Origin of the sequence: Paraburkholderia franconis, assembly GCF_009362735.1 — a bacterium.
Taxonomy (GTDB): Bacteria; Pseudomonadota; Gammaproteobacteria; order Burkholderiales; family Burkholderiaceae; genus Paraburkholderia; species Paraburkholderia franconis.
On record NZ_WHNP01000015.1, the window covers coordinates 40170 to 65269 of the forward strand.

A 25100-nucleotide genomic window follows, 5' to 3' on the forward strand; every position below is an offset into this window, starting at 1 on the left:
ACATACAGACGGGGCTTATGGCGCGGCTTCCATTCCTAGCCGCTCGCAATACGGAAACCGAAGCATCGTGCGCGGCGAACTGTACCGCATGGCCCTGTCGGCTGATGCTGCCACACACTTAGCCGAGGCACTGAAGCGCATTGCCGATATGCTCGACCGCGACTGGAATGCGATCGGCATGCATCGCGTGGAGTTACGTAAGCTTGCCATGGCTGATACGAAACCACAGGAGTGCTGCCACCGGTGCCGCGGAAAGCACTGCGCGGTACGCGTCGTCCACGCGCGGATGAGCGGCGTTTCAGGATTCAGCCCGCATTTGAAAATCCCTAACGACTTCCTTCCTTCGGTGCAACTCATGGTAGCCAACGTGCAAGACGCTCTCGTAGTCCGTTCAGCGGTGCTCGAAGATGCGGATTCCCTCAGCAGAGTCGCAATCGCGGCCGTGCCGTTTTCATGTCCACCCGATACGACCGAAGAAGCGTTGTCCGCGTTTGTAAGAGAAAACCTTCAGCCCGAACACTTCATTGAACACATGACGGCTTCGACGCGTACGCTGTTGGTTGCGGAGTGTGCCGGTCAGATTGCCGGCTTTTCGCTTCTATACGACGAGGACGTGCCGGATTGTGTGCCCGGCGCTAGCCCGATTGAGCTTCGACGCATCTATGTGCACGCGGACTATCACGGCGCTGGAGTTGGACCTGCCCTGATGGATGCGTCGATAGGGCATGCGCGGTCCCTGGGAAGAGACTCCATCTGGCTGGGTGTATCTGAGTCCAACGAACGCGCACAACGGTTTTATGCGAAGAACCGGTTTGTCAAGGTCGGCGAACACTTCTTCCAAGTTGGACATGAGCAACAGTTGGACTATCTACTCGCCAAGCGGGTTGATACGTCCATGTCACAAGTATCGGAGTGAGCAATGACCAGCGACTTTCCGCAACCGATGGCCGCACGTCTGGTGCCACGTTTCGCTGGTATCCCGACATTCATGCGTTTGCCACACGATACAAACCCAAGCAGTACCGAACCCAACAGGAGACAGACTGTAGTGGCAAGTGCCGAGGCGAACATCTGCCAATTTTCGGCGACGATTTGCCAGTTCATGATTGCTCCCCGTTGCTTATCGCGCCCCAGTGGCGGCGCCAGTGTGGTATTTTGTGGAAACGTGTTTCAATCCAAGCAGCGACAGCGGGCAGGAACCAAATAGATCAGCTGAGACCTTCGAGCAGTTTTCGATGTTCGGCTACATGGCCCACTTACAGCAAAACCGGTTCACCTCGCGGTCCTCAAATGAGAAGATAAATTTGGACAACTATGCATCTCGCTGCGTCATGCGCATGGCGTAGTTTTTCATGACTCTAGCACGTCATTGCAGTACTTGTTGTGCGAACAGCTTCCGCACCAAGAAATCGATCCACGGAGAAGATCCTCCCCAGCCAGTCTTATACCAGATTATCTCGGCCTTGATCAAAGATTTTTGCGCTTCGTCTGGTATTCCAGTGTGGAAGCCTGGGCGTCCTCCTATTGAATGGAAACTGATCACCAATCTGCCGGTTTGCTCTCGTGCCGCGGCAATCGAGAAGCTCTAGTGGTACGCGATGCGCTGGAAAATCGAGACCTTCCACAAAATCCTGAAATCGAGCTGCAAAGTGGAAGAATCCCGGCTTCGTACAGCGGATCGGCTAGCGGACCTGATTGCAGTTCTGCGTCCTAAGCTGGCGCATATTCTGACTCACAATGCTCGGCCGCTCGGCGCCGCAGGCCCGCGCAGAGCTCGCGTTCACACGCACCGAAATTGAACTGCTTGAACACGTCGTTCACGACACGTCGACACGTCTCACAATGCGCAGGCACCGCCGCTCGTGCGCAACGTGATAAGGCTCGTTCAGTTCGGCGGTTACCTTGCGCGCGCCAGCGACCCTCCGCCAAGCAATACCATGATGTGGCGCGGGATGCGACGTCTGACTGACATCCAGTTCGGCTATGAGCTCGCGTTGCTTGCAGGCAGATCAGGAGTCGAATGCATGGACTCAGTCGATGTCTCGAAAATGCACACCTGTCCTGTTCCAGCCGGGGCGTCCATGTTATAGGGCTACCACTACCCTGCTCGCAAACAGCGCCGACCCCATGAGGCAATATCCGACACCCACCCCTCGACACATCTGCGACGGATGCGTCTCGAATTCGGATAGCCGGTTGGTCGCGCGGCGCCAGCCGCCTCGACAGCTACGCCTGCGCCGACGGCATTGGGACATTCACGTGACCGGCCGCAACGATGCTCCGATCTTCGCCCGCAGGAACTCGAAAATCGTCGCAGAAGCACGAGCCCTCGCCTCTGGTTCGACGCCCGTGCCATGGCCGCCGTCGCGATGTTCCATGTACCAGACTTCGTCGTGCCCGAGAGCCTGCATCTTTGCAGCCATCTTGCGCGCGTGGCCGGGGTGCACACGATCGTCTGTCGACGACGAAGTGAAAAGAACGGGTGGATATGAAACATCTTTTTTCACATTTTGATACGGCGAGTAGCCCATCAATATTCGGTAGTGTTCCGGGTTATCTGGATTACCAAACTCGTCGACCCACAGCGCTCCCATCGATAGCAAGTTAAATCGCGACATGTCGAGTACCGGCACTTCCGAGATAACCGCGCCGAACAGCTCAGGACGCTGAATCATGCACGCTGCAGTCAACAAGCCACCGTCGCTTCCCCCTCTGATAGCCAGCCGTTCAGGGGTGGTGACTCCGGAGGAAATCAACGCCTGCGCAACAGCAGTGAAATCGTCGAAAGCCACCTGCCGCTTCTCACGTTGCGCCGCCCGATGCCACTCAGGGCCAAACTCCCCGCCACCCCGGATGCTGGCGATCGCATAAACGCCACCGGGTTCCAGCCACGAGAATCCCATCGTGCTCAAATAATGTGGACGGTCAACTGTGACTCGATAGCCGCCATATCCGTACAGCAGACAAGGCTGAGGGTTGCCTTCAAGATTGGACTCACGGCCAATCAGCCAATAAGGAATCTGCACGCCATCGGGCGCCGTGGCATGCCGTCGCAGTGCAACTAGTCCAGTTGAATCGAATCTCGGACGAAGCCGACGAAGCAGGCGCCAAGGGGCAGCTTCAGCGAGATCGGCGAAATACAGTGCCGGCGGCGTCAGAAAGTGGTCAAGGTAAATCAAGGCAGTATCGTCACGCGTCCAGTCGACAGCCGTCACCGATACCTCGCACCCCTCCGGCAACGAAAGCGCTCGCGCTTCCCACGTACTATCTGGCGAGGCCGGAGAGCGCCAGAGGGTTATGCGCGCCACGCTCTCGTTCCTGCAAGTGACCATCAGCAAATGCTTTGTGTACCGCACACCTGATAACACTTCCGTCTTCGACGGTACGAAAAGTACAGTGAAGTGGCGGTCGCCTTCGAGAAACGCATCACGGCGGATAACCAGCAAAGATCCTGCACTATATATCGTGGGATCGACATTCCAGTCGGTGCGCGGCGTGACGAGCAGCCATTCATTCCACTCGAAAATTCCAGCATCAGGCTGCACATCGAACCGCCGCCATTCGTTGGAACTCTCGTCGAGCCAATAGCGTTCCGCTTCAAAAAACGTGGTCGAGCGCGATGCGCGATGGCGAGCGTAAATCGGGTCGTAACGTGCTACCACAGCCAAATCGCCGGGCTCACATTCGAACACAATCGGTGCGTCTGCAATGTGGGTTCCGCGCGCCCATCTGCGCACCTGTCGTGGAAAGCCGGTGACGGTGACGGCCGGAGCCGCGTTTACCGCGCTGTCATCCCACTCCACATATACCGTATCACGATCGATCCACGTTACTTGGTGATGACCGGGTTCTGGCAATTGAAACCCGTCCTTCACAAAAGTGCGGGCTCCTACGTCGAACTCCCGCACAATGCAGGCATCGGAGCCGCTAGGCGAAAGGCGTACTAGCGCGCGATCATACGTCGGATAGATCAAGGTGAAGCTGGCTAGAACCCACCGCGTATCATCACCGTCCCGCTGGTTCAGGTCAAGCGCATCGATGTCCAGCACAGTCTCCCATCGTGGCTGACTCGCGACCCATGCGTCCCATGGTGTGCGCCGAATGAAGCCGAGAGGGTGCTGTTGGTCGTTCCAGATGTTATAGCCCCAGTCACCGTAGCGCGTGCATGTAGCGATGCGATCCTGGGCCAGCATGACGTCGGCAATCCGTTCGGTTAGCACGTCAGCGTGTGTCGTATTCCCATACATAGCCATGGTACGTGCGGTCTGCGCACATACCCATGAATCGACTGCTGGATTGCTGAGTTCCTCCAAACCGATATACGGGTCTGAAGCGGCGTCCAGTGGGGACCACATGATCTCGGATTGCGAAGCAAACATAGCTCTTCCGTTTGATTGAAAACGTTGTTCGGCAACCCCTTTCGGTGGGAGTTGGTTGGCTCGTCAAGCTGCTTATCGTTTAATAACTCGATGCGCTCAGATTAGGACAGTGTGCGGCGCCAGATGCGCCGACACCGAAGGCTTCGGGTCCACTTCTCAATATGGAAATGCACTGTATCGCGCATTGGGAAGCCTGTTGGCGGTGGACTAGCACTGCTTAGCATGCCACTATTTTGGCAGCCCAATCGCATATGCCCTTGATTGATATCAATGTGCGCGTCGAACTGCGGGCGTTTGAGCTTGCCCGAAAGCCCGTCTTCGAGCAGGTCTTGTGCTACTCGATCTGAAGGATGAGAAAGGACCGATAGTGGGACACGAACTAGGCTCTGTAGAAAAAGTCATGTTCTGCTAACTCGCGAGCCTCTTCCCGGCAGTGCCGAATCTTCTTTGGTGCACCCCGCCGATTATCGATGACTGAGGCTGACCCGGAATCAGGGCACCGCTCAGAATTGGAAATGTCCGGCTCCGTTGGATGGGCCGAATTCGCTCGACACGCTTGCTGGCGAGCTAATTCGGCCGGCGTCATCCACTGCAGTGCAGAATGGGGACGCGCCTCGTTATAGTACTCAGGCCAGACATCGATTTTGCACCTGGCATCTTCCAGCGACAAGAACCAGTGCGAGTTCGAGTTCAGGCACTCCTCGCGGAAGCGTCCATTGAACGACTCATTCTTTGCGTTATCGGTCGGCTTGCCGGGACGTGAGAAGTCTATTTCTACGCCGTTCTCGTATGCCCATCGGTCCAGCGCCTTCGAGATGAATTCGGACCCGTTGTCTGCGCTTGATAAAGCGCGGTAGTGGCCGATCTGATGTGATGCGATCCAGCGCGGCAACCACGTCTTCGCCTCTGAGCGAGGCCTTGACATCGATAGCCAGACACTCACGCGTGTAGTTATCAACGATCGTGAGCGTGCGCAAACGCGACCATCAAACAACGCGTCAGCTACTAATGGTATGGTCCACCCGCTTCTTCTATGGTAGTGGGCACTACCACCCCATGGAGGCTGCCATGAACTCGGTAACTTTAGGGATCGACCTCGGAAAGCGCTGGTTTCACGTCGTCGGCTGCGATGGTGGCGGCCGTGTCCTGCTGCGCGAGAAGTTTAGCCGCAGTCAGCTACTGCAGTTCATGGCGCAACATCAACCATGCCTTGTCGGAATCGAAACATGCTGCGGTTCGCAGTATCTGGCCCGCAAATTCCAGGGCTTCGGACACGAGGTCAGGCTTTTACCGGCACAGTACGTCAAGCCGTTCGTCAAGTCGCAGAAGAATGACTTCAACGACGCGCAGGCTATTGCCGAAGCTGTCAGACTTCCCACGATGCGGTTCGTGCCGCTCAAGACCGAGGAACAGATGGATGTTCAGGCGCTGCATCGTGCCCGCGAGCGGGTGCTCCAGCAGCGCCTGGCATTGACCAACCAGATTCGCGGACTGCTACTCGATCGCGGTATCGAGATCGCACAAGGATTCTATGCCCTGCGCACTACCTTGCCTGCGCTACTCGAGGACGACGACTCGGGCCTGACGCCCATGTTGCGTGATCTCGGACGCATGCTGCTCGATATGTGGAACCGTACGGAAGCAACAATCGACCAGATGAACAACCGGATAACGTGCATGTCTCGCGACAGCGAACTCTGCCGGCGTCTTCAGACCATTCCGGGCATCGGGGTCCTGCTGTCAACTGCGATCGTCTCCGCTGTCGGCGACGCGTCCGCTTTCAGGCGTGCCCGCGATCTCGCTGCCTGGGTTGGACTCGTGCCACAGCAGCATACAACCCGCGGCAAGCCACGTCTGCTGTGCATCACCAAGCGCGGGAACGGTTATCTGCGACGTCTCTTCGTGCAGGGTGCACGCGCGTTGTGGGTATGGAAAGACAAGCACCCCAACGATCCGGTCCAGCGGTGGCTGCTGCAGCTCGCCGAGCGTCGGCACATCCACATTGCGATCTGCGCACTGGCCAACAAGCTCGTACGCATTGCATGGGCTGTCATGCGCAGTGGTATCGAATTTCAGCACCGGTACCACATCTGAGCACCAGCGAGTGTCCCGATCATCATTACCTTCCGCAACCCGCGCAGCGAAACGGCATGGCGCAAACGACCACCCGTCGCTTCCCCAAACCCGTCTGGACTTCCGGCAGTCAACATGCCGCGCAACTAATCGGGATGGGAGCGTGCGACTACATCATGCAGGCCAGATCCGCCAGCAAGCGGATCACGACAGGCCGGATAGATAAACGCGAGTCGTCCACCGCCACCAGTCCGCGCTTGCGGTTTGCGGGTGGACCATAGAAAAATCCATACTCCAGATCTCGTTGACCGCGGTGACTGTCTGCTTCGGTTGTCGCGGTCTTGCTGACCTGTTTCGCCTGGGCCGCTTGTGTCGCAAGGACAAACCCTGCTCGCGATAGAGCCCGTAGACCCTTTTTGTGGTTATCGCGCCAGCCTTCCCGGCGCAACATCACGTCTGACTGGTCCAGAATCCCGGGTCAGCCTCATTTTCGGAGAAGAAGACGAACATGAAGAAGCGCTTTGAAAAAGCGCCGGCCCTTGAATGCGGGTAGCCGACCGATCGTGATCGTATAGACGCAATGAAGGCGACGCCATGCTTTCCCCAGAGCACAAATGTGACTGTGTCCATAAAGGATGTTCGCGTTGAGCATGGCCGTCTACAACCTGGTACGCACGCGCTCACCGGGACAGGTCTTCCCGTAGTGGCAGCAATCGTGGTAATGAGGCGAAAACAGGTCTCAATCCGTCGAAAAAGAATCTGGGTTTGAGTACAAACTTCGCAATGGAAAATTGCGACGATAGCAGCATAGAGCGAGGAACGTTGCTTCTGGAAAGGTGTATTTTCACATCCTTTTAGTTTAGTTAGCAGGACGGTACGACACCTGATGTTGCCACTGACAACTCAGCATATAGTTGTCTCCGCCCTCGACGATTGGATTTTCCTCGCGCGAGAAGGTCTGCAAGAAATCATCCAACGAGGCGCCAGAAGTCGCGAAGGATGGAGCCAGTGGCGGCCGTTGCGCGGCAACCGCGATGCAGGGTGAAAACCAATGGTTACCGTGAAGCGCCTCAGCGCTGCTTGTAGCATGTATGACAGATGTGGGCGGTTTGTAGCGGACGTGACATCGCAAACTTGATAAGTCACAATTTGCAAAAACTGTAACAGTGCGGTGTAGCTGGCGTTTCCGACAATATCCCACGATTGGTACAGAAAGTGCCCGAGAGCATTAGCAATGAGTGATGCCCACGAGGGGATATTTTCAAATTTAGCTATCTAGACTGCGCGCGTTACTAGTCGCGAAGAATACTTGAACGTGTCAACTTTCGCCACCCTTCTTCTACGGAACAGGTGGCGTCGACAAGGTCCAAGAATGCGCTTGCGGTGCTGAGGGACGGTGGGAAGAAAGTCATCATCATTCAGTGTATCTCGAATGCGGAACATCGACGGGATCGAAAGGCAAATCAACGGACAGGGAAGTACGTTGCCGGACAACCAGTCACAAGTCGGGAAGACCATAACTGAGCCGACTGCCTGACGAATGCCGAACTACGGATATCGCGCAGCGTCCCGATTGCGGAGTGTCGCGACGACTTGCACTGAACGTGAGCTATGAGCAAAGGACGGACGAGGCGGAACATGGAGGTAGCCACTCGTGATCTGCAGAGATAGTGTTTTCGAACGCCCTGTTGCGACCGACCGACTGAATCTTAGCTGAGGAGTGAGAGATGTTTAGCCGCACCTTGATGCGCAAGCTTGAGGACTTTGAAAATCCCCGAATCGTCGAGTTGAATAGCGACCTATATGGAGCGAGCTTTTTTCTTATGAAGCTGCTACCAGCGCGGTTTATGCTTGAGCGAGCCGTAGAGGAGGGCTTTCTTAGACCCGGAGGCACCATTTGTGAGTCGTCTTCCGGCAGCTTTGGTCTCGCATTAGCCATGCTTGCTGCACGGCACGGTTACAAACTTGTTTTGGTTAGCGATTGGACATTAGATCGGCATCTTCGGAGGCGCCTGGTCCAACTCGGCGTACGCTTGGATATTGTCGACAAACCTGCGCGCAGTGGTGGGCTTCAGCAGGCCCGCTTGAACCGGCTCGCCCAGCATTTAAAGGAGATGCCCGGCAGCTTTTGGCCCTCCCAATATTCAAACCTAGCTAATCCTCTAGCTTACGGTAAATTCGCCGAATTACTGATTGAGAGGCTGGGAGAAATTGATTGCTTGGTGGGCCCGGTCGGATCAGGAGGATCCATGTGCGGGACGACACGCGTTCTCAGAGCCTCGTTCCCCGAACTGCATGCGATCGGTGTTGATACACCAAATTCGGTGTTGTTTGGTCAGCCTAGTGGAAAGCTTGTAAGATTAGCTGGTCTAGGAGGGGAGATCGTTCCCTCCAACGTCGATCATAGAGAATTCGACGAAATTCATTGGCTGACTCCCGTTGAAGCGTTTCACTCAACTCACCAACTGCATAGGAATCGAGGACTATTTATGGGGCCCGCCAGCGGTGCCGCCTACAGAGTGGCCAACTGGTGGTCAAGTAAGCATCCGAGAAAAAAGGTTGTTGCTATCTTTCCCGATGAGGGTCACCGCTACGGCGAAACAGTTTACGACGACGCCTGGCTCAAGTCATTTGCTGGGTGGCCTGATGCAGTTCGTCGAGAACCCGTGGCCGTAGAGACGCCTACGGAAAGCTTGAAGGGCTGGTCGTGCTATACATGGGGAAGGCGGACACTGGAGCAGGTCCTTTCTAGTCTTCTCGCTCCTGTATCGACAAGTTTGATCGAAACGCGGCTGCAGCCTTTGACTCAGCATCCGGTCGAACCTAGTCCGAAACAACGAACTGAGCCGGGCGAATCTTCGAAAGGCGACGTCAGTCCAACGCTGATTGCCTTGTCCCATTCCGATGGTGCACTTGTTAGCCATCTAGAATTGGACCATGATCAGGCGCAGTTCGTGGATCCCTTGTACGTGGTATTTTCTGAGTTGCGCAATAGCTCGAATCCGAATCTGGAGCACCCTTTCTCGGTTGCGATCCGGGACGAAATCGTTGGGTTTTTCGTCCTTCGTGAAAAAGCTGCTCTGCCCGAATGGGCACCGCCAGATGCTATTACTCTTCACAGCCTTCGTATAGCTCGATCACGTCAAGGCAATGGGTACGGTAAGGCGGCACTTCATCTAGCCAAACAATGGGTCAAGTCGAATAGATTAAGCGTCAATCGACTCATGCTCGGTGTTAATACGCGCAATCGCAAAGCTAGGCGACTCTATAAACAAACGAATTTTCTTGAAACAGGTGCTAGTTACTGTGGTCCGCATGGAATGCAGGATATACTTGAATGCGAAATAGACTCTCGAAACTGAACTGCCTAACGAACGCGGATACTCTTTCGAGGAAGTTTTGGAAATTTTTAAACGACGAGAACGAACGGTCCACGATCAAGGATTGTTGTGGGGGCCATGCCGGACGAGTGAGAGTCGCGGCCTGCCGCAATGCGGATGTTTCGTGACTTCGAAATGGGAGTAGTGGCGTGAAGGCCCTTCACCCTTCAACTTATAATAGTATGTCGATGGGGGTGTATATGCCCCTGTCGTTCAGAGAGCGATCGACCGTAGTTGTCCACGATGCAGTGCACGTCGAGGTCGGCCGGCACCGCCTTGTCAATTTCGCGCAGAAACGACCGGAATTCCTGATGCCGGTGACGCGGTTTGCAGGTGGCGAGTACGCGCCGTTGAGTACGTTCAGGGCGGCGAACAGCGTGGTAGTGCCATGACGAACGTAATCGTGGGTGACGCCTTCGACGTATCCGAAACCCATCGGCAGCATGGGTTGCGTACGCTCGAGCGCCTGACATTGGCTCTTCTCGTCTACGCACAAGACCAGGGCGTTCTCCGGCGGGCTCAGGTAAAGGCCGACCACGTCGCGCAATTTCTCGATGAAAAACTGATCGGTCGAGAGCTTGAAGCTTTCGCTGCGATGCGGTTGCAGACCCAACAGCTTGAAGTAACAGTGCACACTGGTCGGCGAGATAGCTGTTTCGGCGGCAATCGTCCGTACGCTCCAGTGCGTGGAGCCATCGGCGGCCCTGGTGTGCAGGGTCTTGTGAATCAGCTGAGCCACCCGCTCATCGTCGATCGTGCGCGGCTTGCCGGGGCGCACTTGGTCATAGAGTCCGTTGATGCGCGATCCAGAAACCGAAGACGCCACTTGTCCACCGTAGCGCGCGTGAGTTGCAGGCGCTGCGCGATCGCACTGTTGGGCTCTCCGTCAGCCGCAGCCAGCACGATGCGCGCCCGCTTGACCAGCGCAGCCAAAATCGAGCGAGAACGTGTGATCGATATCAGTTGCGAGCGCTCGTCTTCGTTCAGCACCAGTTCCGCCTTAGGTCGTCCCATCGACGTGCTGATGTCTCCCGTTCCACTGACGCCAACATGCTACACGAACATAGATCAGTTAACAATGGAACGGAGCACTAGGAACAGGACTCGAAGGAAGTGCTCGTGAAGAAAGAGCGCCCGATGGGGCACAATGCGCTGCTTGCCGGGGCGCAGCGGCTTATGAGGTCGGCAAATAAAAGCGCCTCGCGCAACGCCAGTCCGTCAGGCACGCTACGGATTGGTGGCGCAGCCAAGTTGCTGGATAAGGGTGCCCCGCTTTAGAGCAGGTCCTTCGGTATGCTGAGGCTTTTCGAACGGGCAAGAACGTACATCTCGCCAAGCTCATCAAACAATGAACCCTCGAGGCCGATAACGTCTCCTTTGAGCTTTGGATTGGGTTCGACGGACACTATGCGCCATTCCATGCGTAGGGTCTGCCCTACTAGCACGGCTTTGCGGAACTGGAACTCGAACTCCAGACCAAGACCCGCCCTGCGCTCCGTCAGGAAGGTTGCAACCATGCCCATCATCAGCGCCGAATATTGCGTGCCACTGACGACGAGCTTGCCGAATCTGGTTGCTTTGGCAAACACGTCGTCGTGATGCAAGAGACTGTGGTCTCCGGCAAGTGTCGCAAACCGCCGTACGGAATCAACATCGAACGTAACCAGTTGCGATGTGGTTTCGCCTACTTTATAGCTAGAGTCTGGCATGCAATGGCTCCACGAACTGTCTGGATTGGAGGTCAATAATTGCTGTGGTCAAACATCAGAGCAGCGACATGAGATCGCTTATGGTGCCTCTGCCGGAAGGGAATCCATGTAGCAACGAAAGAAGGTCACCGGCGCTTTCGTTCAGTTTCGTATCTTGCGTGTGTCTGACGCATTTAATAAACTTCTGATCGATTTCCTCCAGACTCATGGGGTTCTTGGGATTGCCCTTGGGGTAATCGATCGAGTCCTTCAGGCTCGAGCCATCTCTGAGATGAATATCGATCTTAATTCTCCCATGGGCTCCCAGCTTGGGGTCTTCGCATTCTGGATCGTGCAGCGATTGCACTTTCCGGCTAACCGCCAGTACGTCTGCGCGGCATATGGCTTCTTCGGTGAAGTCATTTATGAACAGGTCTCCCGTCAGCAGCGCCGTTGCAATGTTGTACGCGACGCTGAATCGCGCCTCCACTACGCTCGACGGAGTCTGTTTCCCCTCGACTGGCAAACATACGAGGTCCCGTATCTGCTGGTTTGTTCTGATCTCAATACGATCAATCTCGTCCGCGTGCCACGTCTTCTGACCAGCGAGCGATCGGGCAAGTGCTACGGCTGACGTATTTGGACGGCACGTCGGATAGGGTTTGAAGGCGATATGGTCAACGTTCCTGAAGTCCCTTCCAAGGTTGTCTTCGATGACATTGAGATTTGAGCCTGGCTCAAACGCAGAATAGTAGCCCCATCGCCCTGTCAGAAACTGATTCGCTCCGCTCAATCCGGCAGCGGCAAGTAGAACGGCTTTGACTGCATGCGATGCCACGAGACCCTGCTGGTAAAAAACCGCGGACGCGCCGTCGATCATACATTGTGTTTCGCCGAGGGCCGATGTGTAGGCGAGTCCCATCGCATTGACAAGAGCCCGCGCGTCCAGTCCAAAAAGTTTGCCGGCTGCCGCGGTAGCCGCGATTACCTTGCTGAGGTCATAGCGACCGCTTTCCAGAAGCGTTTCGCGGCGAGCTTTTCCGAACCGAACAGACAAATCCTGTCCTACCGCGTACGCCACCAGAAAATCGAGCCCGCTGATCGGCTTTTCGGTCAGTTCGGCCACGGCGAGCAAAGGAGGGAAAATCGCCACGCTCGGATGCATCCCTAGCGAATCGACCACATCATCGAAGTCGAATACTCGCGAAGCCGCGCCATTGAGCAGGGCGGCCGATGGCGCAGGCAAGGCGCGTTGACGCCCGAGCGTACGGCATTGCCCTTCACCGCCCCATTGCTCGACCACATCGGCAAGCAGCCGCACCTCCGGCTCTGATGATCCCGCGAGTGTTACGCCCAGAATGTCGATCAGTGATTTTTGGGCGACCTGCACGGCCGGCTTACCGACGCTTTCCGGCGTCGCGTCAATAACATGTCTTGCAATGTGCATTTCGAGAGTCACTGGTGTCCTCCAACCGTTGAATGCAATGTAAAGAAGTTCTTTAGGCGATCGTCAGTGACGGTGCGGCGATTTCGTTCACTGGTTCTATCCGGATCAGTGTTTCGCCAGCCCTAACGGTCTGGTTTTCTGTCACCGTAATACCCCGTACGACGCCGTTGACAGAAGCGTTCAGCGTCGTAATCATTTTCATTGCTTCCACACGCATCACCGGGTCGTTGACATGCACATGACTACCAATATGGACCAAGATTTCCAGCACGGTGGCCGGCATTGGAGCGACAATCAGTGGAGATTTACTACCCGTCCGTTTTGATTCGGACATAACCGATGCACGCTTCCGTCCGGCGCGGACGTCAAACTGCGCCGCATAGCCGTCCGCAAGCACATGAATGCGGCCGTCGGCGGTCTTGCCGATACTGAATTCGCGCGGAACGCCGTCTACGGTGCAGTGCAAACGGCGTGGCATGGAGCATTGATCGACGCCACAGTCGACGTGCTGTATTTCAATATGGAGACGCGTCTCATCGACGATCACGTCGATGATGTTCGCGTCGGCACTAGCAAGCGTGACGTCGACGGATTCGTTCGAGTCGGCGTCACTGGTGACATGAAAAGCGGCAGTCCTGCTACGCCCTGTTCCATTTAGGTTCGACACTGATACTCTCCTAGATTACGTCAACGTACGAGCGTAGTTGGTTGCGCATTCGCCAGGGCGACGCGGGCGCAGCCGTTGTCGCCACGTCCGCCGACGGCTCCCTGCGTCTTGCGAGCCAGGCCGACACTGCGGCAATAGCGACAAGACCCTTCTGGATCTCAGTTTTCTCGGGGGCAGAGACGCTGAACTCCCCCACCAGTCCCAGGTTGTAGCCGCCGCGAATGAAATCCGGATGGCGAAGCAACCAGTGGTGAAAGGCAACGTTGGTGGGAAATCCCACGACCTTAAACTCCCGAAGCGCCTCTGTAGCCCGAAACAACGCTTGGGTCCGATCGCGGCCGTGCACGATCAGCTTCGTGCACAGGCTGTCAAAGAGCGGGGACTGCACCATGCCAGACGTAATCCCGGAATCGACGCGAATTCCCGGCCCTTCCGGCACGGCATAGGACAACACAACGCCGGCTACCGGGAAGAAGCTGTTCAGCGGGTCCTCCGCACATATCCGAAATTCGATGGCATGACCGGCCAAGTGAATGTCGTCCTGTTCAAGCGCCAGCGGCTCGCCACTCGCCACCCGGATCATCTGTTCCACGATGTCAACGCCGCAGACCGATTCGGTTACCGGATGCTCGACCTGGATACGAGCGTTCATCTCGATGAAGTAGAAGCGGCCGGTGGGATCCACGAGAAACTCAACCGTCCCCGCACTGTCGTATCTGATTGCCTTTGATATACCCAACGCCGAGCGATACAGACTCCGGCGAACGCGAGCACTCAGGTTGGGGGCGGGCGCCTCCTCGACGAGTTTCTGGCGCCGCCTCTGGACGCTGCATTCGCGGTCACCCAAATGTAATACCGTGCCATGTTGGTCCGCAATGATCTGCACCTCGATGTGCCGGACCTTCTCGCCAAGAAATCGCTCGACGTAGACTTGGTCACTTCCAAAGGCACCTTGTGCCTCGCGCCTGACTTCCTCGAGCACGCCGACGAGTTCGTGTTCATCCTGAGCAACGCGAATTCCGCGGCCGCCCCCGCCCAGTACAGCCTTCACAATGATCGGAAAGCCGATCTGCCTTGCGATGCTCACGCACAAATCCATGTCCGCCGGCATCATGGCGCCCGGAATCACGGGGACGCCAGCTTCTTCAGCGGCCTGTCTCGCCTGCAGCTTGTCGCCCGAGAGACGGATCGCGTTCACATTGGGACCGACAAATACAAAGCCCTCTGAAGCACAGAGCGCCGAAAATCCGGCGTTTTCCGCGAGCGGTCCATAGCCCGGCGCGATTGCGTCCGCAGGGAGAAGCTTCGCGGCCGCGATGACTTCGGGGATCGCTTCAGATGGTGTGCGAGCCTGTAAAGGAATGCGTCGATCCGCTGCCATCACATAAGGCGCGCCCATATCTTCAACCGGGTACGCGACAGCCGTTTCGATACCCAGTTCACGGCAAGTTCGAATGAACCGCATCGCGATCTCACCGCGGCAGCACAGCAGCAGCCTGCGGATCATGACGCTGCTCCTGCGGCCGTTAACGCGCTGTTCACTCCGCGGCCAAGCGTCGTGTGTGCGCGTGTGAACTCATTCGCGGTGATAGCGCCGGCGACCGAGATTTCCCCGGCTAGAGCCACCGCGGCGGCGATCTCCGAGAGCTTGCGAGCATCCTCCTCGCAGTTGATCATTGCGAGACATTCGCGCTGTACAGGAAGGCGCGTGCCGCCGCCCACAGTGCCGACAATCATGTTGGGCAGGGTCACCGACGCCAGTAGATCGCCGTTATCCCGCGGTTCAAACGACGTGGTGGCGTTCTTGAACGATACGGTCACAAACGCCGGGTCTTGTCCGCACGCGATGAACAGCGCAGTCAGTGCATTTGAAACGTGGATGTTGGGGGCGGTTGCTCCCCGCTGCGCGAGAAGTGTATTGCATGCACCGAGAAACCGGTTCATTCGCGCGGCCGTGGTGCGCATGATTTCCCGAAGCGCTTCTCGCGGAATGAGAACGCTCGCCGAGACATAGCGCCCCTTGGCTTCATCGGGCACAAACCGTTTGTCGCCGCCGAGGGTGTTGTAGTAATCGGAGATCAGATCGCCGGCATTGGCCAGAATGTACCTGCAGGCCGCTTCGTTGGCTTTCGTGGCCATGTTCAGACCCATCGCCTGACCGGTCTCGTAGACGAACGAAAGGCCCACCAAATCGCCCTGATACAGCGGACTGATTTCTTTTACCCGAGCGTACCGGCTCGTGTCGTTCGCCGCATCGGCTACCGCAGCCGCATTGGATCGCAGCCATGCGTCGAACTGTGTCGCCAGAGAGGCATGCCGAAGGACGACGGCAGAGACTTTGATGAGCGCGTCGCCGAAGAAAGCATACGTGCCTCTGCCGGCCAGTGCACTGGAGTTCTCCGGTGCGGTTACGCTGCATCCGCCGCTCGCCGTGATGATCCGCATGCCGCGCGAAAACGAGGCAACGAGCGTACCCTCCGTCGTAGCAAGCGGTACGACGAAATCTCCACGCGCCCGAACGCCGTTGATCCTCACCGGACCCGCGACGCCAACCGGCACACCCACAAAGCCTACGACGTTCTCGCACGTTCCGGTGACCAGCTCGGTCGGAACGCGCTCCCCTGCCAAGTAAGGAAACGACCGACCGGTGCGATCCTCCAGCCAGTGAAGGCGCGTTGCGATCGCATCCGTGCTGTAGTCGTTCTCTGGAAATCGGGGAATCTTCATGTCGTGTCCCTCACAGTTGAATGTTCGAGTGGCGACGTAGCGGTGTACTCGATATTTTCTCGGCTAGAAGTTCGAAGCTCGATATGAGCGTGTTCCGCACTTCTTGCAGAGCAACGATGTTGTCGATATATCCCTTCCGAGCGGAATACATGCTGCTCGCATGAGCCTCGCGATATTCCTCGATCAGTTCGAGGCGCCGTGCCGCCGCCTGTCCGACGTTCTCGAGTTCCCGTTTGAAGATCACAGAAACGGCACCCTCCGGCCCCATGACCGCAATTTCCGATTGGGGTAAGGCAAAAATGAAATCCGTCGCCGACGCGTTCGCGAGAGTTGGGTAGGCCCCACCATACGCCTTGCGCAGCACGATGGCGATTTTCGGAACGTTGGCCTCGCAGTACGCATGCAACAGCTTCGCGCCCGCTCCGATAATGCCGCCGGTTTCCTGCTCAAGACCAGGAAGATAGCCAGGCACGTCAATAAGCGTAAGGAGCGGTATGTCAAATGAATCGCACATCCTTACGAATCGGGCCGCCTTGATGGATGCGCTAACGTCCAGACACCCACCCTTGAAGGCGGGCTGGTTGGCGACAATACCGATGCACCGGCCTGCGAGATGGGCGAAAGCACAAACGATATTCCGAGCGAATTCTTGCTGAATTTCCAGGAATTGACCGTTATCGACAATTTCCTGTATCACATCGAGTACGCTATATGGTTCAGATTTCTCTGACGGGATAACAAATTCGAGCTTGCCGGTGGCGCGGTACGCTATATCGCCCTCATCCCTGAACGGCGGGCGGGTGGTGTTGTTCTGGGGAAGATAGCCGAGCAGGTCACGCGCGAGGGCGACGGCGTGAGGTCGTCCTTCCGCGCGAAAATGGGCAAGACCAGTTACCTGAACGTGCATGCGACTACCACCAATCTCGGCGTTGGTCACACTTTCGCCGGTTGCGGCCCGAATGACGGATGGCCCGGTCAGAAACATTGAAGCATCATCGCCGGCCATGATAATGAAGTCGGTCAACGCGGGCGTATAAGACGCACCGCCGGCGCAGTCACCGAATATCACAGAGATCTGTGGCACAACACCCGATGCCTTCACAGTCTTGTAGAACACATCGGCAAACTGGACTCCCGCATCCACCCCTTCGTGGATCCTGATGCCAGAGGATTCGTTCAGCCCAATAATCGGGGCGCCAATGCGCAGCGCGAGATCAAGGAGGTTGGACATTTTGACGGCGTGCATTCGACTGGAACTGCCGCTCAGGAACGCGCGATCGTGCGCGTATATGAGAACGGTGCGGCCATCGATTTTTCCATGGCCGGTGATCAGACCGTCGCCCGGCACGGTGCGGCGTTCAGCGCCAAAGTGACGCGAGTCGTGTTCGACGAGGCGATGCGTCTCGATGAACGTGCCAGGATCGACGAGCATCGCGATGGCTTCTCGCGCGTTCATTGGACGTGCGTCGAGCACGGGAAAACGTTGAGACTTGACGCTCATTGCTCTTGCTCTCTCAGGCGGCAAGCTACTGTCGTCGCCAGTTGTATGGCTCCAAAGCAGTGGTTCACGAAAAAAATCCCACCGTGTCGGTTTAAGCCGATTCCCCGCCGCCAACTCAGATCCAAGATTAGTGTGTCCAAAAGTTGCGCCGCTGGAATTGACGCCATTTTGATCGCAGCCGCCGCTTCTATCACGAAATTTGGGATGGGGCGAGAGATATACTCGCATTCATCTGCAAACGATGTCCTGCAAACCGTTGCTGGATCCCCTTTCTTACTCCGATAAAATTACACCGCAAAGCAAACCGTAATTTTTCGGCGTAAACATCAGATCTCTCCCAGCGCGAATCGTAATTGATTCACCGACAATCCCATCAAAAAGGTTTTTATTTTCGTGGATGAAACAATTCGAATTCGCGTAGTCGACAATTGAAAGACGTCTGGGGTCTCCGGAGCCGCTAGCCTTTGCACTTACGCGCCCTACGCATAGGGCCTGATCTGAACCGTCGATGAGAAGACCGCCTGCTTGCTTCAATGCTTTGGCTGCAACGCCCTTGGACCACCTGGTCGCAACGGTATCGATAGCGATGTCCCCCCTAAGTGTTAACCTCGGAACTTGACTATCGACATAGCAACTGAATCCATAATCAGAAATTCTCCGAAGGGTTGCATGATCTCGCTGGCTTCCGATGACAATGATCTGTCGCGGCCTGTGGAGTTCGTGCAATACAATCGCAAACAGGAGCACCCTATAGTCTCGGCCGATCAGCATTACGTTGCAGCTGCCAACCGAGACAACGAAATTCCTACAGATCTTTAGGGGGATGCTCAAAGGGTCGATTAGAAGCGCGTCGGAGAGTGACGTCTCCGGAGTGAGCGGGATTAAGTCACTTGCGCTCGCAGTGACGCAACGAAGTAGTCTATGCTCCGTGCCAGCGCCCAAAGAAGATTCGAAGTCGACGGTCGCTCTTTTGGGCACAACCACCATTCGGTCACTATTAACGGCTGTGCGCGACGAAGGCGAGCGGATTACACCGATGCAAGTATCGCAGTGTCGAGACGAAACGTTTGGATCTGCAAGAAATGCCTTGAGATTATTACATGCGATGCCTGCCGCAAACGGTTCTACCAATACACGCTGCAGGCTCGTGGAACGTTCGAATACCAATGATGACGGCGAGGATCTTGGGGAAAAGTTCATTGACGGATTAGATTCTTGGCTAGTTGACCGGTATCGTTTCGGCAAGTGCGACTTCGCCGAGTCTTTAAGAACACGGGGCTTCCGACTTGATTGCGACTTTCAAAGATCGCGATTTGCATGGCCGGCGGGGGCCGGTGCGACTGGAGGCGACAATGATCGAGCTACTTGCGATGCACCTTCGCGGCATCTGTGAGTCGATCGACGCCAGATCCGTGCCACGTGAGTACGGCACTGCCGACGCTGCTTCGACGCTTCGCTCTGTCTCATTCCTGACAATTCCGGCTCAACCTATCGCATAATTGGCGCAGTCACGACAATGCGTCGACACGGATTTCATTCTGTACATCTGAATTACAAGTTTGTGTTTCCGCTTTCGGGCCGCGTTGCGTTCGCCCATCAGCAGATTGATGCTGACGTTCGCACAAGATGAGTACTTGCGCATCACCTTTATGAAGATCTCGGTCACGTCGTCGAGCGCCTTCTGAAGCTGCGCCTGGATGAAGAGCACGGCAAGCGCATAGCGAGCGACGGAGGCTCGTAGCGGCGTGCGCACCAGATCGTCGATCGGGACGTTGACGATATCGGGCAGCTCGGTTTTCGTTTGGGCTTCCTCGCGTGCGAGCTTGGCCAGCCACGCTGTTTCCTCGTCGGGATCGAACGCTCAAATGCCGAGATAAGAACGGAGCACCTTTTGGTGACGAATCCAGGTGCCGGACTGATCGTAGCGCGAGATTGCCGTCCGAGACAGCGGGCGTGCCCGCAGTGCGATGCGAATGTGGTCGATGATCGCAACCGGCACGTCCGACAACATTGGGAAGTAGCTGAGCCGCTGCAGTAGCTTCATATGGACCATAATCAGGACAGCCATCGATTCCTGCCGGGGATTGTCGGCGCACCAAGTATTTTCGGCGAGGTTGGCGTGAACGCTGCTCTCAGCTCGGCTGTGCTCGGCGCAGCCGGCAGGATGGGGTAGATGGTTTCGTGGACAGTCGTCATCCCGGCTGCCGACGTGAGAATATCGTGGTTGTGACCGACGCGTGGCGCGAGTTTTCGCGTACGGTGGTGAACGTCGCGCCCCGCGCGAGTGCATGGGTGGCATGTGTGTGCCTCATCCAGTGCGGCGTGGCTCGCCCGCAATTTGTCGGCGAGCATCGATGATCGGACTCAATGGCGTCAGGCGCAGTCCGGAAGAAGCGGCGTAGCACGTCCCGCAGTCGCGGCGTGGTAATGCCGCCCTCGTCCTCCAGGTTGCCGGTGAGCGGCGTGTCATGCGTCCAGCGTGCCCGACTCACGTGTAGCGCGCGCTGCGAAGGTACTGGTCCAACGCTTCGCTCGCCAGTGATGGGAGAACGACCTTGCCGGGGTTCGCATCCTTACCGCGCCGCGAGCGCTCGTCGTGCGCGCCGATTCGATGCCGCCAAGCGTGGCGCCGACGAGTTCGCCGGCGCGTAGGCCGGTTGCATAACCAAAATCGAGCAGAAAGCGCAGTCGCTCCGCAGCGGATGCCGTCCACCCGTGCGGCCATTCAGGCCCATCAGCAATGACTCCAACCAGATCCACTCGCCCGCAGTAAAGGCGCGTAAAGCGTCAGAAACGCTCGCGCCTCGAGCCGTCGGCTTGCCCGCGCCGCCGTCGTCCGCGATCTGCCCGCGATTGCCCGCGACGGTTCAGCCAGCGGCGCCTGAATTCGCGCACCACGTACGCGAATCGATGTCGAACGTGAGCGTCCGAAATACGAGGTTCCTGAGTTGCCCGAATTTTTTGCGGTGCAGGGGCGGTGGATTGGCGGTCTTGGATAGGGTTTTCGCTATAATTGCGGCAGTTTCTGGGACCACGATCCAAGTATGGCACGAACTCGAGCAGACAATTTCGACGACGTTAAGGCGGCAATCCTGGCTGCAGCGGCGCGCGTCTTTGCGGAAAAGGGCTTCCGGAACGCGAACATCATCGACATCGGGGCTGCGTCCGGCGCGTCGAAGTCGCGGATGTACCACTACTTCCCGTCGAAGGAGGCGATGCTTTCGGAAATGTTGCTGGAGCATGTCAACGGTCTGTTGACGATTGCGCGCGACATTACCGGGTCGAAGCTTCCTCCGGAAGAGAAACTTCGGAAATATGTTCTCGCTCACCTGAACTACTACTTTGGCATGCGGGATCGTCACAAGGTGCTGCTCACGGACGCTGAATATTTGCCCGAAGCGGTGCTGGCAGATGTTCGGGGCTCGGAGCATCAACTGGTTCAGCAACTCGGTGCCGTCCTCAAGGAACTGAACCCCGAGAGGTTCAAGGCACGTCTGAATACATCCGCTCATGCCATGCTTATCTACGGAATGTTGAACTGGACACATACGTGGTACGAGCCCGAGGGCGCACTGAGCCTCTCATCCCTTGCCAGCAAGGCCGTGGACCTGTGCCTGCATGGGGTGCTCTGAATTTTTTTGCAAATTAATTGACCGTCCAGACGGCCAATGATACATTTTGACTCATAGATTGACCGTCTGGACGGGTAATTCTTCGTACAAGGGAGGGAAACGCATGTCGATGAACAAGGAAGCCATCGCCGACACGATGGAGCTGCCGCCGCCAATCACCGAGCCGAATATTTTTCCAGTTCGGTGGGATCGCAAGACCATGAAACTGGAAGAGGTCTGGGACGCCTCGCTAAGGGATGCATGGGACCCGAAGAAGTTGCCCTGGGATTCATTGAGCTTTGAGCAGTACTCGTGGGAGCAGCGCGAAGCAATCGCCTACTGGTGGACGTTGCTGGGGGTTTTCGACGGTTCTGGGCCCCCCGTCTTCGCGGCCGCCGTGATCAAGACCTTCGAAGAGCATGAGGAAGATCCTGTTCGTCGCGCCTTCTTCTCAATCACCCGTGACGAAATGAACCACGAAGTGGTCTGCGGCATGATGGTCGAGAAGCTGCTTGGCGGTGTGTCCAGCGCTCTGGATTACGAACCGAAGACCGAACTGGGGCGTCGTCTGAAGCGCAATGTTCATTGGCTTTATCACAACGGCGCGCGTTACTGGAACGGCTACAAGAAGGCGGTGCCCAAATATAGTCTGGCGGTTTTGTTCTCGTCTTTCATGATGGGCGAGATCGCGGCCGCGTCGATCTTCCATCAGATGGCCAATGGCTGCAAGGAAATCCTTTTCAAGGAGGCCTTCCGTAGCATCGGGCGCGACGAAGCGCGTCATATGGCTATTTGCATGACGCTGATGGAACGCGACTACCCGAATCTGCCGCAGGAGGATGCTGCGATCATCACAAAGCAGATCCGGGCCGGCTATCTGTTCCTGTCTGCTGTCCTGTTCGAACCGCCGCCCGAATTCTGGGACTTGCCGTCCGACTTCATAGCAACGCAGCGCGAATCTGAGGCGATCGCTCGGGCGGCCGGGTTCTTCATTCCGGACTACGAGCAAAAGAAGGAAAACTGGCGCAAGTCGATGCTCAACCTGAAGGGCCTGCTCGACAAATACGGGATTGCGTTCCCGGCGATTCCGGAAGTGGGCATTCAGGGACAGGAAATCACGGCGATTGATTGGGATGACATCATCCCGGTCTTCTAAACAGTCATGGGCGCGCTTTCCGGATATCGCTTCATCGAAATGGCAGGCCTCGGTCCGGCGCCTTTTTGCGGCATGATGCTCGCCGACATGGGCGCGGAAGTCATACGTATCACGCGCAAGCCGGGCCACGAAAAGCCGCTGATCGATGAGGCTTCCGACATACTCAATCGAGGTCGCGTCAGTCTGGAACTCAACCTGAAGAATGCCCGGGACAAAGAAATCGTTCACGAGCTGATCTGCAAGGCTGATGGCCTGATCGAGGGATATCGTCCCGGCGTGATGGAACGTCTCGGCCTCGGGCCAAAGGATTGCATGACGCTCAATCCGGGGCTGGTCTTTGGTCGCGTCACGGGCTGGGGGCAGGACGGACCGCTTGCTGGCAGGGTAGGGCATGACATCAATTATCTCGGATTGTCGGGTGCCTTATCCGCCATTGGCCGCAAGAATTCCGGTCCTTTGCCGCCACTGAACCTCGTGGCCGACTTCGGTGGCGGTGGGATGCTCCTTACGGTGGGTATGCTCTCAGCACTGCTCGAAAAGAGGACATCCGGACGCGGCCAGGTTGTCGATGCCGCCATGATCGACGGATGTGCTTTGCAACTAGCCATGATTCTCAGCTTGAGGAACATGGGCACGTGGCGAAATGAGCGTGAAAGCAACCTGCTCGATGGTGGGGCTCCCTTTTATAGCACTTATGAGTGTGCCGATGGTCGGTACATGGCCGTTGGCGCGATCGAGCCGGATTTTTACAGGGTTTTTCTCCGCGTTTGCGGAATCGACGACGCTGTGATGCAGGCACAGTGGCGTCGCGACCTGTGGCCCGTTCAGAAAGAGATCGTCGCCAAGGTGTTTCTGCGCAAGACGCGCGAGTCCTGGACTAGGCTGTTCGAGGAGGCAGATGCGTGTGTAACACCGGTACTGGAGCTGGATGAGGCGCCTGCACATGAGCACAACCGTGCTCGTGCAACGTATTCGGTGTCCGCCGCCGGAATCTCGCCAGGCGCCGCGCCGAGGTTCTCGCGGACTGGCTCGCTCGCCGGTGCTCCGGACGACAGTACACCGGAGCGATGCCTGGCTGTGCTTGCCGGCTGGGGTGTGAGTCAGTCGTCGATTGCGCATCTCGGCGGCTCCTGAATCGATGCCAATAAATATCATCGACCGTATGCACGGTCATTTTGGGACATGCTGGTAAGGAGGCGAGATTGTCTTTCTTGACGAAATACTTCGACGAGATTCAAGTCGACGAATCGATGGTTACCCGTGGCCGGACGATCACGGAGTGCGACATTGTGCAATGGTGCGCACTGACCGGAGACTGGTATGTGTTGCATACCGATGCCCACTACGCCGCGCAGACGCGTTTTGGTCAACGCATCACGCCGGGGCTTCTGGTCCTGGCTTACGCGGCAGGCCTGGGTATACCGCCGGACGCCCCGGCAATCATCGCCAACTACGGAACCGACAACCTTCGCTTCACGGCCCCAACCTATATCGGTGACACGCTTCACCTTGAAGCCCGGGTCCTTTCCACGGAAACAAAACGGGAAAAGCGTGACGGTGTCGTTCGCCTGGCATGGAACATGGTGAATCAGAACGGGATCATGGTCATGACAAGCGATCTGCAGATATTGATGGCCTGTAAGGAGATAGCCAATTGACCACTATCGAAAAAGTCGGTGCCCAGAGCGAGTCGATCATCGCTGTACACGATGCTGGGCTGACCACCATTACCATGAATCGTCCTCGGAAGAAGAACAGCTTGACCATCGAAGGCATGCAGGAGATTGCCGCCGCGGTCAAGGAGGCTCGCTCCAGCGGTAGCCGCGCCATTCTTATCCGCGGCAGCGGCGGAAGCTTCTGCGCGGGGCGCGATCTTTCAGATGTCGATCCAAAGAACGACGACACACTCCATGTCTTGAGAGACCAGATCAATCCAGTGCTGGCCGCCGTTCGTCAGTGCCCAATCCCGACCGTTGCGCAGATCGAAGGCCCGGCGCTGGGATTTGGCTTTGGTCTTGCGCTTTCTTGCGACATCGCCTATGTCGCCGAGACGGCCTTGCTCGGAAGCCCGTTTCGGAATATCGGTCTGGTCATGGATTCGGGCGGGCATTATGAGCTGCGTGAACGCCTCGGCCGTGCGCGGGCGGCTGAGTTGATTTTCACCGGCCGGCTGTTTTCAGGACTGGAAGCAGCTCGGATCGGCCTGGTTAATCGCGCCGTTGCTGCCCCGGATCTGGAATCCGTCTCTAACAAATTGCTCGCTTCCATCATCAGTGGTCCAACGCAAGCATTCAAGGCAAGCAAGAAAATCCTCGATGAAGGGCATACCTATGAACAGACGGTCGAGCTTGAAGCGATTGCTCAGGCCGCGCTGATGCACACTCGCGACGCCGCGGAAGGCCTTCAGGCTTTCCAGGAAAAGCGCAAACCCACCTTCGTTGGTCGCTGAAGCAAGCGGTCGAGGAGATGAA

General features: G+C 56.9%; 17 protein-coding genes and 4 pseudogenes. 8 read left to right on the forward strand and 13 right to left on the reverse strand.

What is annotated here, in order from left to right:
• Positions 1-67 precede the first annotated feature (67 nt).
• On the forward strand, positions 68-916 hold the full coding sequence (locus GCT13_RS17835; protein WP_143811083.1) for a GNAT family N-acetyltransferase: 849 nt from the start codon (positions 68-70) through the stop codon (positions 914-916).
• Between the two features lie 1339 nt (positions 917-2255).
• On the opposite strand, the gene GCT13_RS17850 is transcribed toward GCT13_RS17835, so the two are convergent.
• Together GCT13_RS17850 and GCT13_RS17855 are read right to left on the reverse strand one after the other, a co-directional pair.
• Positions 2256-4379, reverse strand: a complete 2124-nt coding sequence (locus tag GCT13_RS17850; protein ID WP_152760287.1) for a prolyl oligopeptidase family serine peptidase — start codon at positions 4377-4379, stop codon at positions 2256-2258.
• Between the two features lie 508 nt (positions 4380-4887).
• A pseudogene (locus GCT13_RS17855) lies at positions 4888-5391 on the reverse strand (integrase core domain-containing protein); the annotation flags it as partial.
• Between the two features lie 56 nt (positions 5392-5447).
• Between GCT13_RS17855 and GCT13_RS17860 the strand changes: the two are divergent.
• Positions 5448-6473 carry an IS110 family RNA-guided transposase gene (locus GCT13_RS17860; protein WP_087737958.1) on the forward strand — a complete coding sequence of 342 codons (1026 nt, stop codon included), beginning with the start codon at positions 5448-5450 and terminating at the stop codon, positions 6471-6473.
• Positions 6474-6734: 261 nt separating this feature from the next.
• Here the strand turns inward: GCT13_RS17860 and GCT13_RS17865 are convergent.
• Positions 6735-6906, reverse strand: a pseudogene (locus tag GCT13_RS17865) (IS3 family transposase); the annotation flags it as partial.
• 1273 nt (positions 6907-8179) lie between these two features.
• Here GCT13_RS17865 and GCT13_RS17870 point away from each other — a divergent pair.
• Complete coding sequence (locus tag GCT13_RS17870; protein ID WP_087737930.1) at positions 8180-9814, forward strand: pyridoxal-phosphate dependent enzyme; 1635 nt, start codon at positions 8180-8182, stop codon at positions 9812-9814.
• Between the two features lie 209 nt (positions 9815-10023).
• On the opposite strand, the pseudogene GCT13_RS17875 reads toward GCT13_RS17870, so the two are convergent.
• The 10 genes and pseudogenes from GCT13_RS17875 to GCT13_RS49325 form a co-directional block, all read right to left on the reverse strand.
• A pseudogene (locus tag GCT13_RS17875) lies at positions 10024-10846 on the reverse strand (IS630 family transposase); the annotation flags it as partial.
• A gap of 260 nt (positions 10847-11106) precedes the next feature.
• On the reverse strand, positions 11107-11541 hold the full coding sequence (locus GCT13_RS17880) for a MaoC family dehydratase (protein ID WP_087737929.1): 435 nt from the start codon (positions 11539-11541) through the stop codon (positions 11107-11109).
• Positions 11542-11596: 55 nt separating this feature from the next.
• Positions 11597-12979, reverse strand: coding sequence for an MmgE/PrpD family protein (locus tag GCT13_RS17885; RefSeq protein WP_235851031.1), 1383 nt, complete (start codon positions 12977-12979; stop codon positions 11597-11599).
• 40 nt (positions 12980-13019) lie between these two features.
• Complete coding sequence (locus GCT13_RS50875; protein WP_087737927.1) at positions 13020-13634, reverse strand: acetyl-CoA carboxylase biotin carboxyl carrier protein subunit; 615 nt, start codon at positions 13632-13634, stop codon at positions 13020-13022.
• Between the two features lie 10 nt (positions 13635-13644).
• Positions 13645-15141 carry an acetyl-CoA carboxylase biotin carboxylase subunit gene (locus GCT13_RS17895; protein ID WP_087737926.1) on the reverse strand — a complete coding sequence of 499 codons (1497 nt, stop codon included), beginning with the start codon at positions 15139-15141 and terminating at the stop codon, positions 13645-13647.
• Entirely contained in the window at positions 15138-16361 is a 1224-nt protein-coding gene (locus tag GCT13_RS17900) for a hydroxymethylglutaryl-CoA reductase (protein WP_087737925.1), read from the reverse strand. Before GCT13_RS17900 ends, GCT13_RS17895 begins: the two co-directional genes overlap by 4 nt.
• 10 nt (positions 16362-16371) lie before the next feature.
• The gene (locus tag GCT13_RS17905; protein ID WP_087737924.1) at positions 16372-17862 is read right to left on the reverse strand and encodes an acyl-CoA carboxylase subunit beta; all 1491 of its coding nucleotides are present in this window, start codon (positions 17860-17862) and stop codon (positions 16372-16374) included.
• A 1483-nt stretch (positions 17863-19345) separates the two neighbouring features.
• On the reverse strand, positions 19346-19615 hold the full coding sequence (locus GCT13_RS17910; RefSeq protein ID WP_087737922.1) for a hypothetical protein: 270 nt from the start codon (positions 19613-19615) through the stop codon (positions 19346-19348).
• Positions 19616-19723: 108 nt separating this feature from the next.
• Positions 19724-19930 carry a DUF4158 domain-containing protein gene (locus tag GCT13_RS17915; protein WP_143811081.1) on the reverse strand — a complete coding sequence of 69 codons (207 nt, stop codon included), beginning with the start codon at positions 19928-19930 and terminating at the stop codon, positions 19724-19726.
• A gap of 151 nt (positions 19931-20081) precedes the next feature.
• Positions 20082-20651: pseudogene (locus GCT13_RS49325) on the reverse strand (site-specific integrase); the annotation flags it as partial.
• Positions 20652-20906: 255 nt separating this feature from the next.
• On the opposite strand from GCT13_RS49325, the gene GCT13_RS17930 reads away from it, so the two are divergent.
• The 5 genes from GCT13_RS17930 (at position 20907) to GCT13_RS17950 (ending at position 25078) form a co-directional block, all read left to right on the forward strand.
• Positions 20907-21494, forward strand: coding sequence for a TetR/AcrR family transcriptional regulator (locus tag GCT13_RS17930; protein ID WP_087737920.1), 588 nt, complete (start codon positions 20907-20909; stop codon positions 21492-21494).
• A 103-nt stretch (positions 21495-21597) separates the two neighbouring features.
• The gene (locus GCT13_RS17935; RefSeq protein ID WP_087737919.1) at positions 21598-22629 is read left to right on the forward strand and encodes a hypothetical protein; all 1032 of its coding nucleotides are present in this window, start codon (positions 21598-21600) and stop codon (positions 22627-22629) included.
• 6 nt (positions 22630-22635) lie between these two features.
• The gene (locus GCT13_RS17940; protein WP_087737918.1) at positions 22636-23763 is read left to right on the forward strand and encodes a CaiB/BaiF CoA transferase family protein; all 1128 of its coding nucleotides are present in this window, start codon (positions 22636-22638) and stop codon (positions 23761-23763) included.
• A gap of 68 nt (positions 23764-23831) precedes the next feature.
• Positions 23832-24287, forward strand: coding sequence for a MaoC/PaaZ C-terminal domain-containing protein (locus tag GCT13_RS17945; protein WP_087737957.1), 456 nt, complete (start codon positions 23832-23834; stop codon positions 24285-24287).
• Positions 24284-25078 carry an enoyl-CoA hydratase/isomerase family protein gene (locus GCT13_RS17950; RefSeq protein WP_227746889.1) on the forward strand — a complete coding sequence of 265 codons (795 nt, stop codon included), beginning with the start codon at positions 24284-24286 and terminating at the stop codon, positions 25076-25078. The genes GCT13_RS17945 and GCT13_RS17950 overlap by 4 nt, the downstream gene beginning before the upstream one ends.
• Positions 25079-25100 lie beyond the last annotated feature (22 nt).

What these genes read in the sequence shown, in the direction of transcription:
- GCT13_RS17850 (WP_152760287.1), bottom strand. Translation starts at nt 4,379, where the DNA reads ATGTTTGCTTCGCAATCCGAGATCATGTGGTCCCCACTGGACGCCGCT.
- GCT13_RS17905 (WP_087737924.1), bottom strand. Translation starts at nt 17,862, where the DNA reads ATGAGCGTCAAGTCTCAACGTTTTCCCGTGCTCGACGCACGTCCAATG.
- GCT13_RS17900 (WP_087737925.1), bottom strand. Translation starts at nt 16,361, where the DNA reads ATGAAGATTCCCCGATTTCCAGAGAACGACTACAGCACGGATGCGATC.
- GCT13_RS17860 (WP_087737958.1), top strand. Translation starts at nt 5,448, where the DNA reads ATGAACTCGGTAACTTTAGGGATCGACCTCGGAAAGCGCTGGTTTCAC.
- GCT13_RS17940 (WP_087737918.1), top strand. Translation starts at nt 22,636, where the DNA reads ATGGGCGCGCTTTCCGGATATCGCTTCATCGAAATGGCAGGCCTCGGT.
- GCT13_RS17915 (WP_143811081.1), bottom strand. Translation starts at nt 19,930, where the DNA reads ATGGCTGTCCTGATTATGGTCCATATGAAGCTACTGCAGCGGCTCAGC.
- GCT13_RS17895 (WP_087737926.1), bottom strand. Translation starts at nt 15,141, where the DNA reads ATGATCCGCAGGCTGCTGCTGTGCTGCCGCGGTGAGATCGCGATGCGG.
- GCT13_RS17930 (WP_087737920.1), top strand. Translation starts at nt 20,907, where the DNA reads ATGGCACGAACTCGAGCAGACAATTTCGACGACGTTAAGGCGGCAATC.
- GCT13_RS17880 (WP_087737929.1), bottom strand. Translation starts at nt 11,541, where the DNA reads ATGCCAGACTCTAGCTATAAAGTAGGCGAAACCACATCGCAACTGGTT.
- GCT13_RS17870 (WP_087737930.1), top strand. Translation starts at nt 8,180, where the DNA reads ATGTTTAGCCGCACCTTGATGCGCAAGCTTGAGGACTTTGAAAATCCC.
- GCT13_RS17935 (WP_087737919.1), top strand. Translation starts at nt 21,598, where the DNA reads ATGTCGATGAACAAGGAAGCCATCGCCGACACGATGGAGCTGCCGCCG.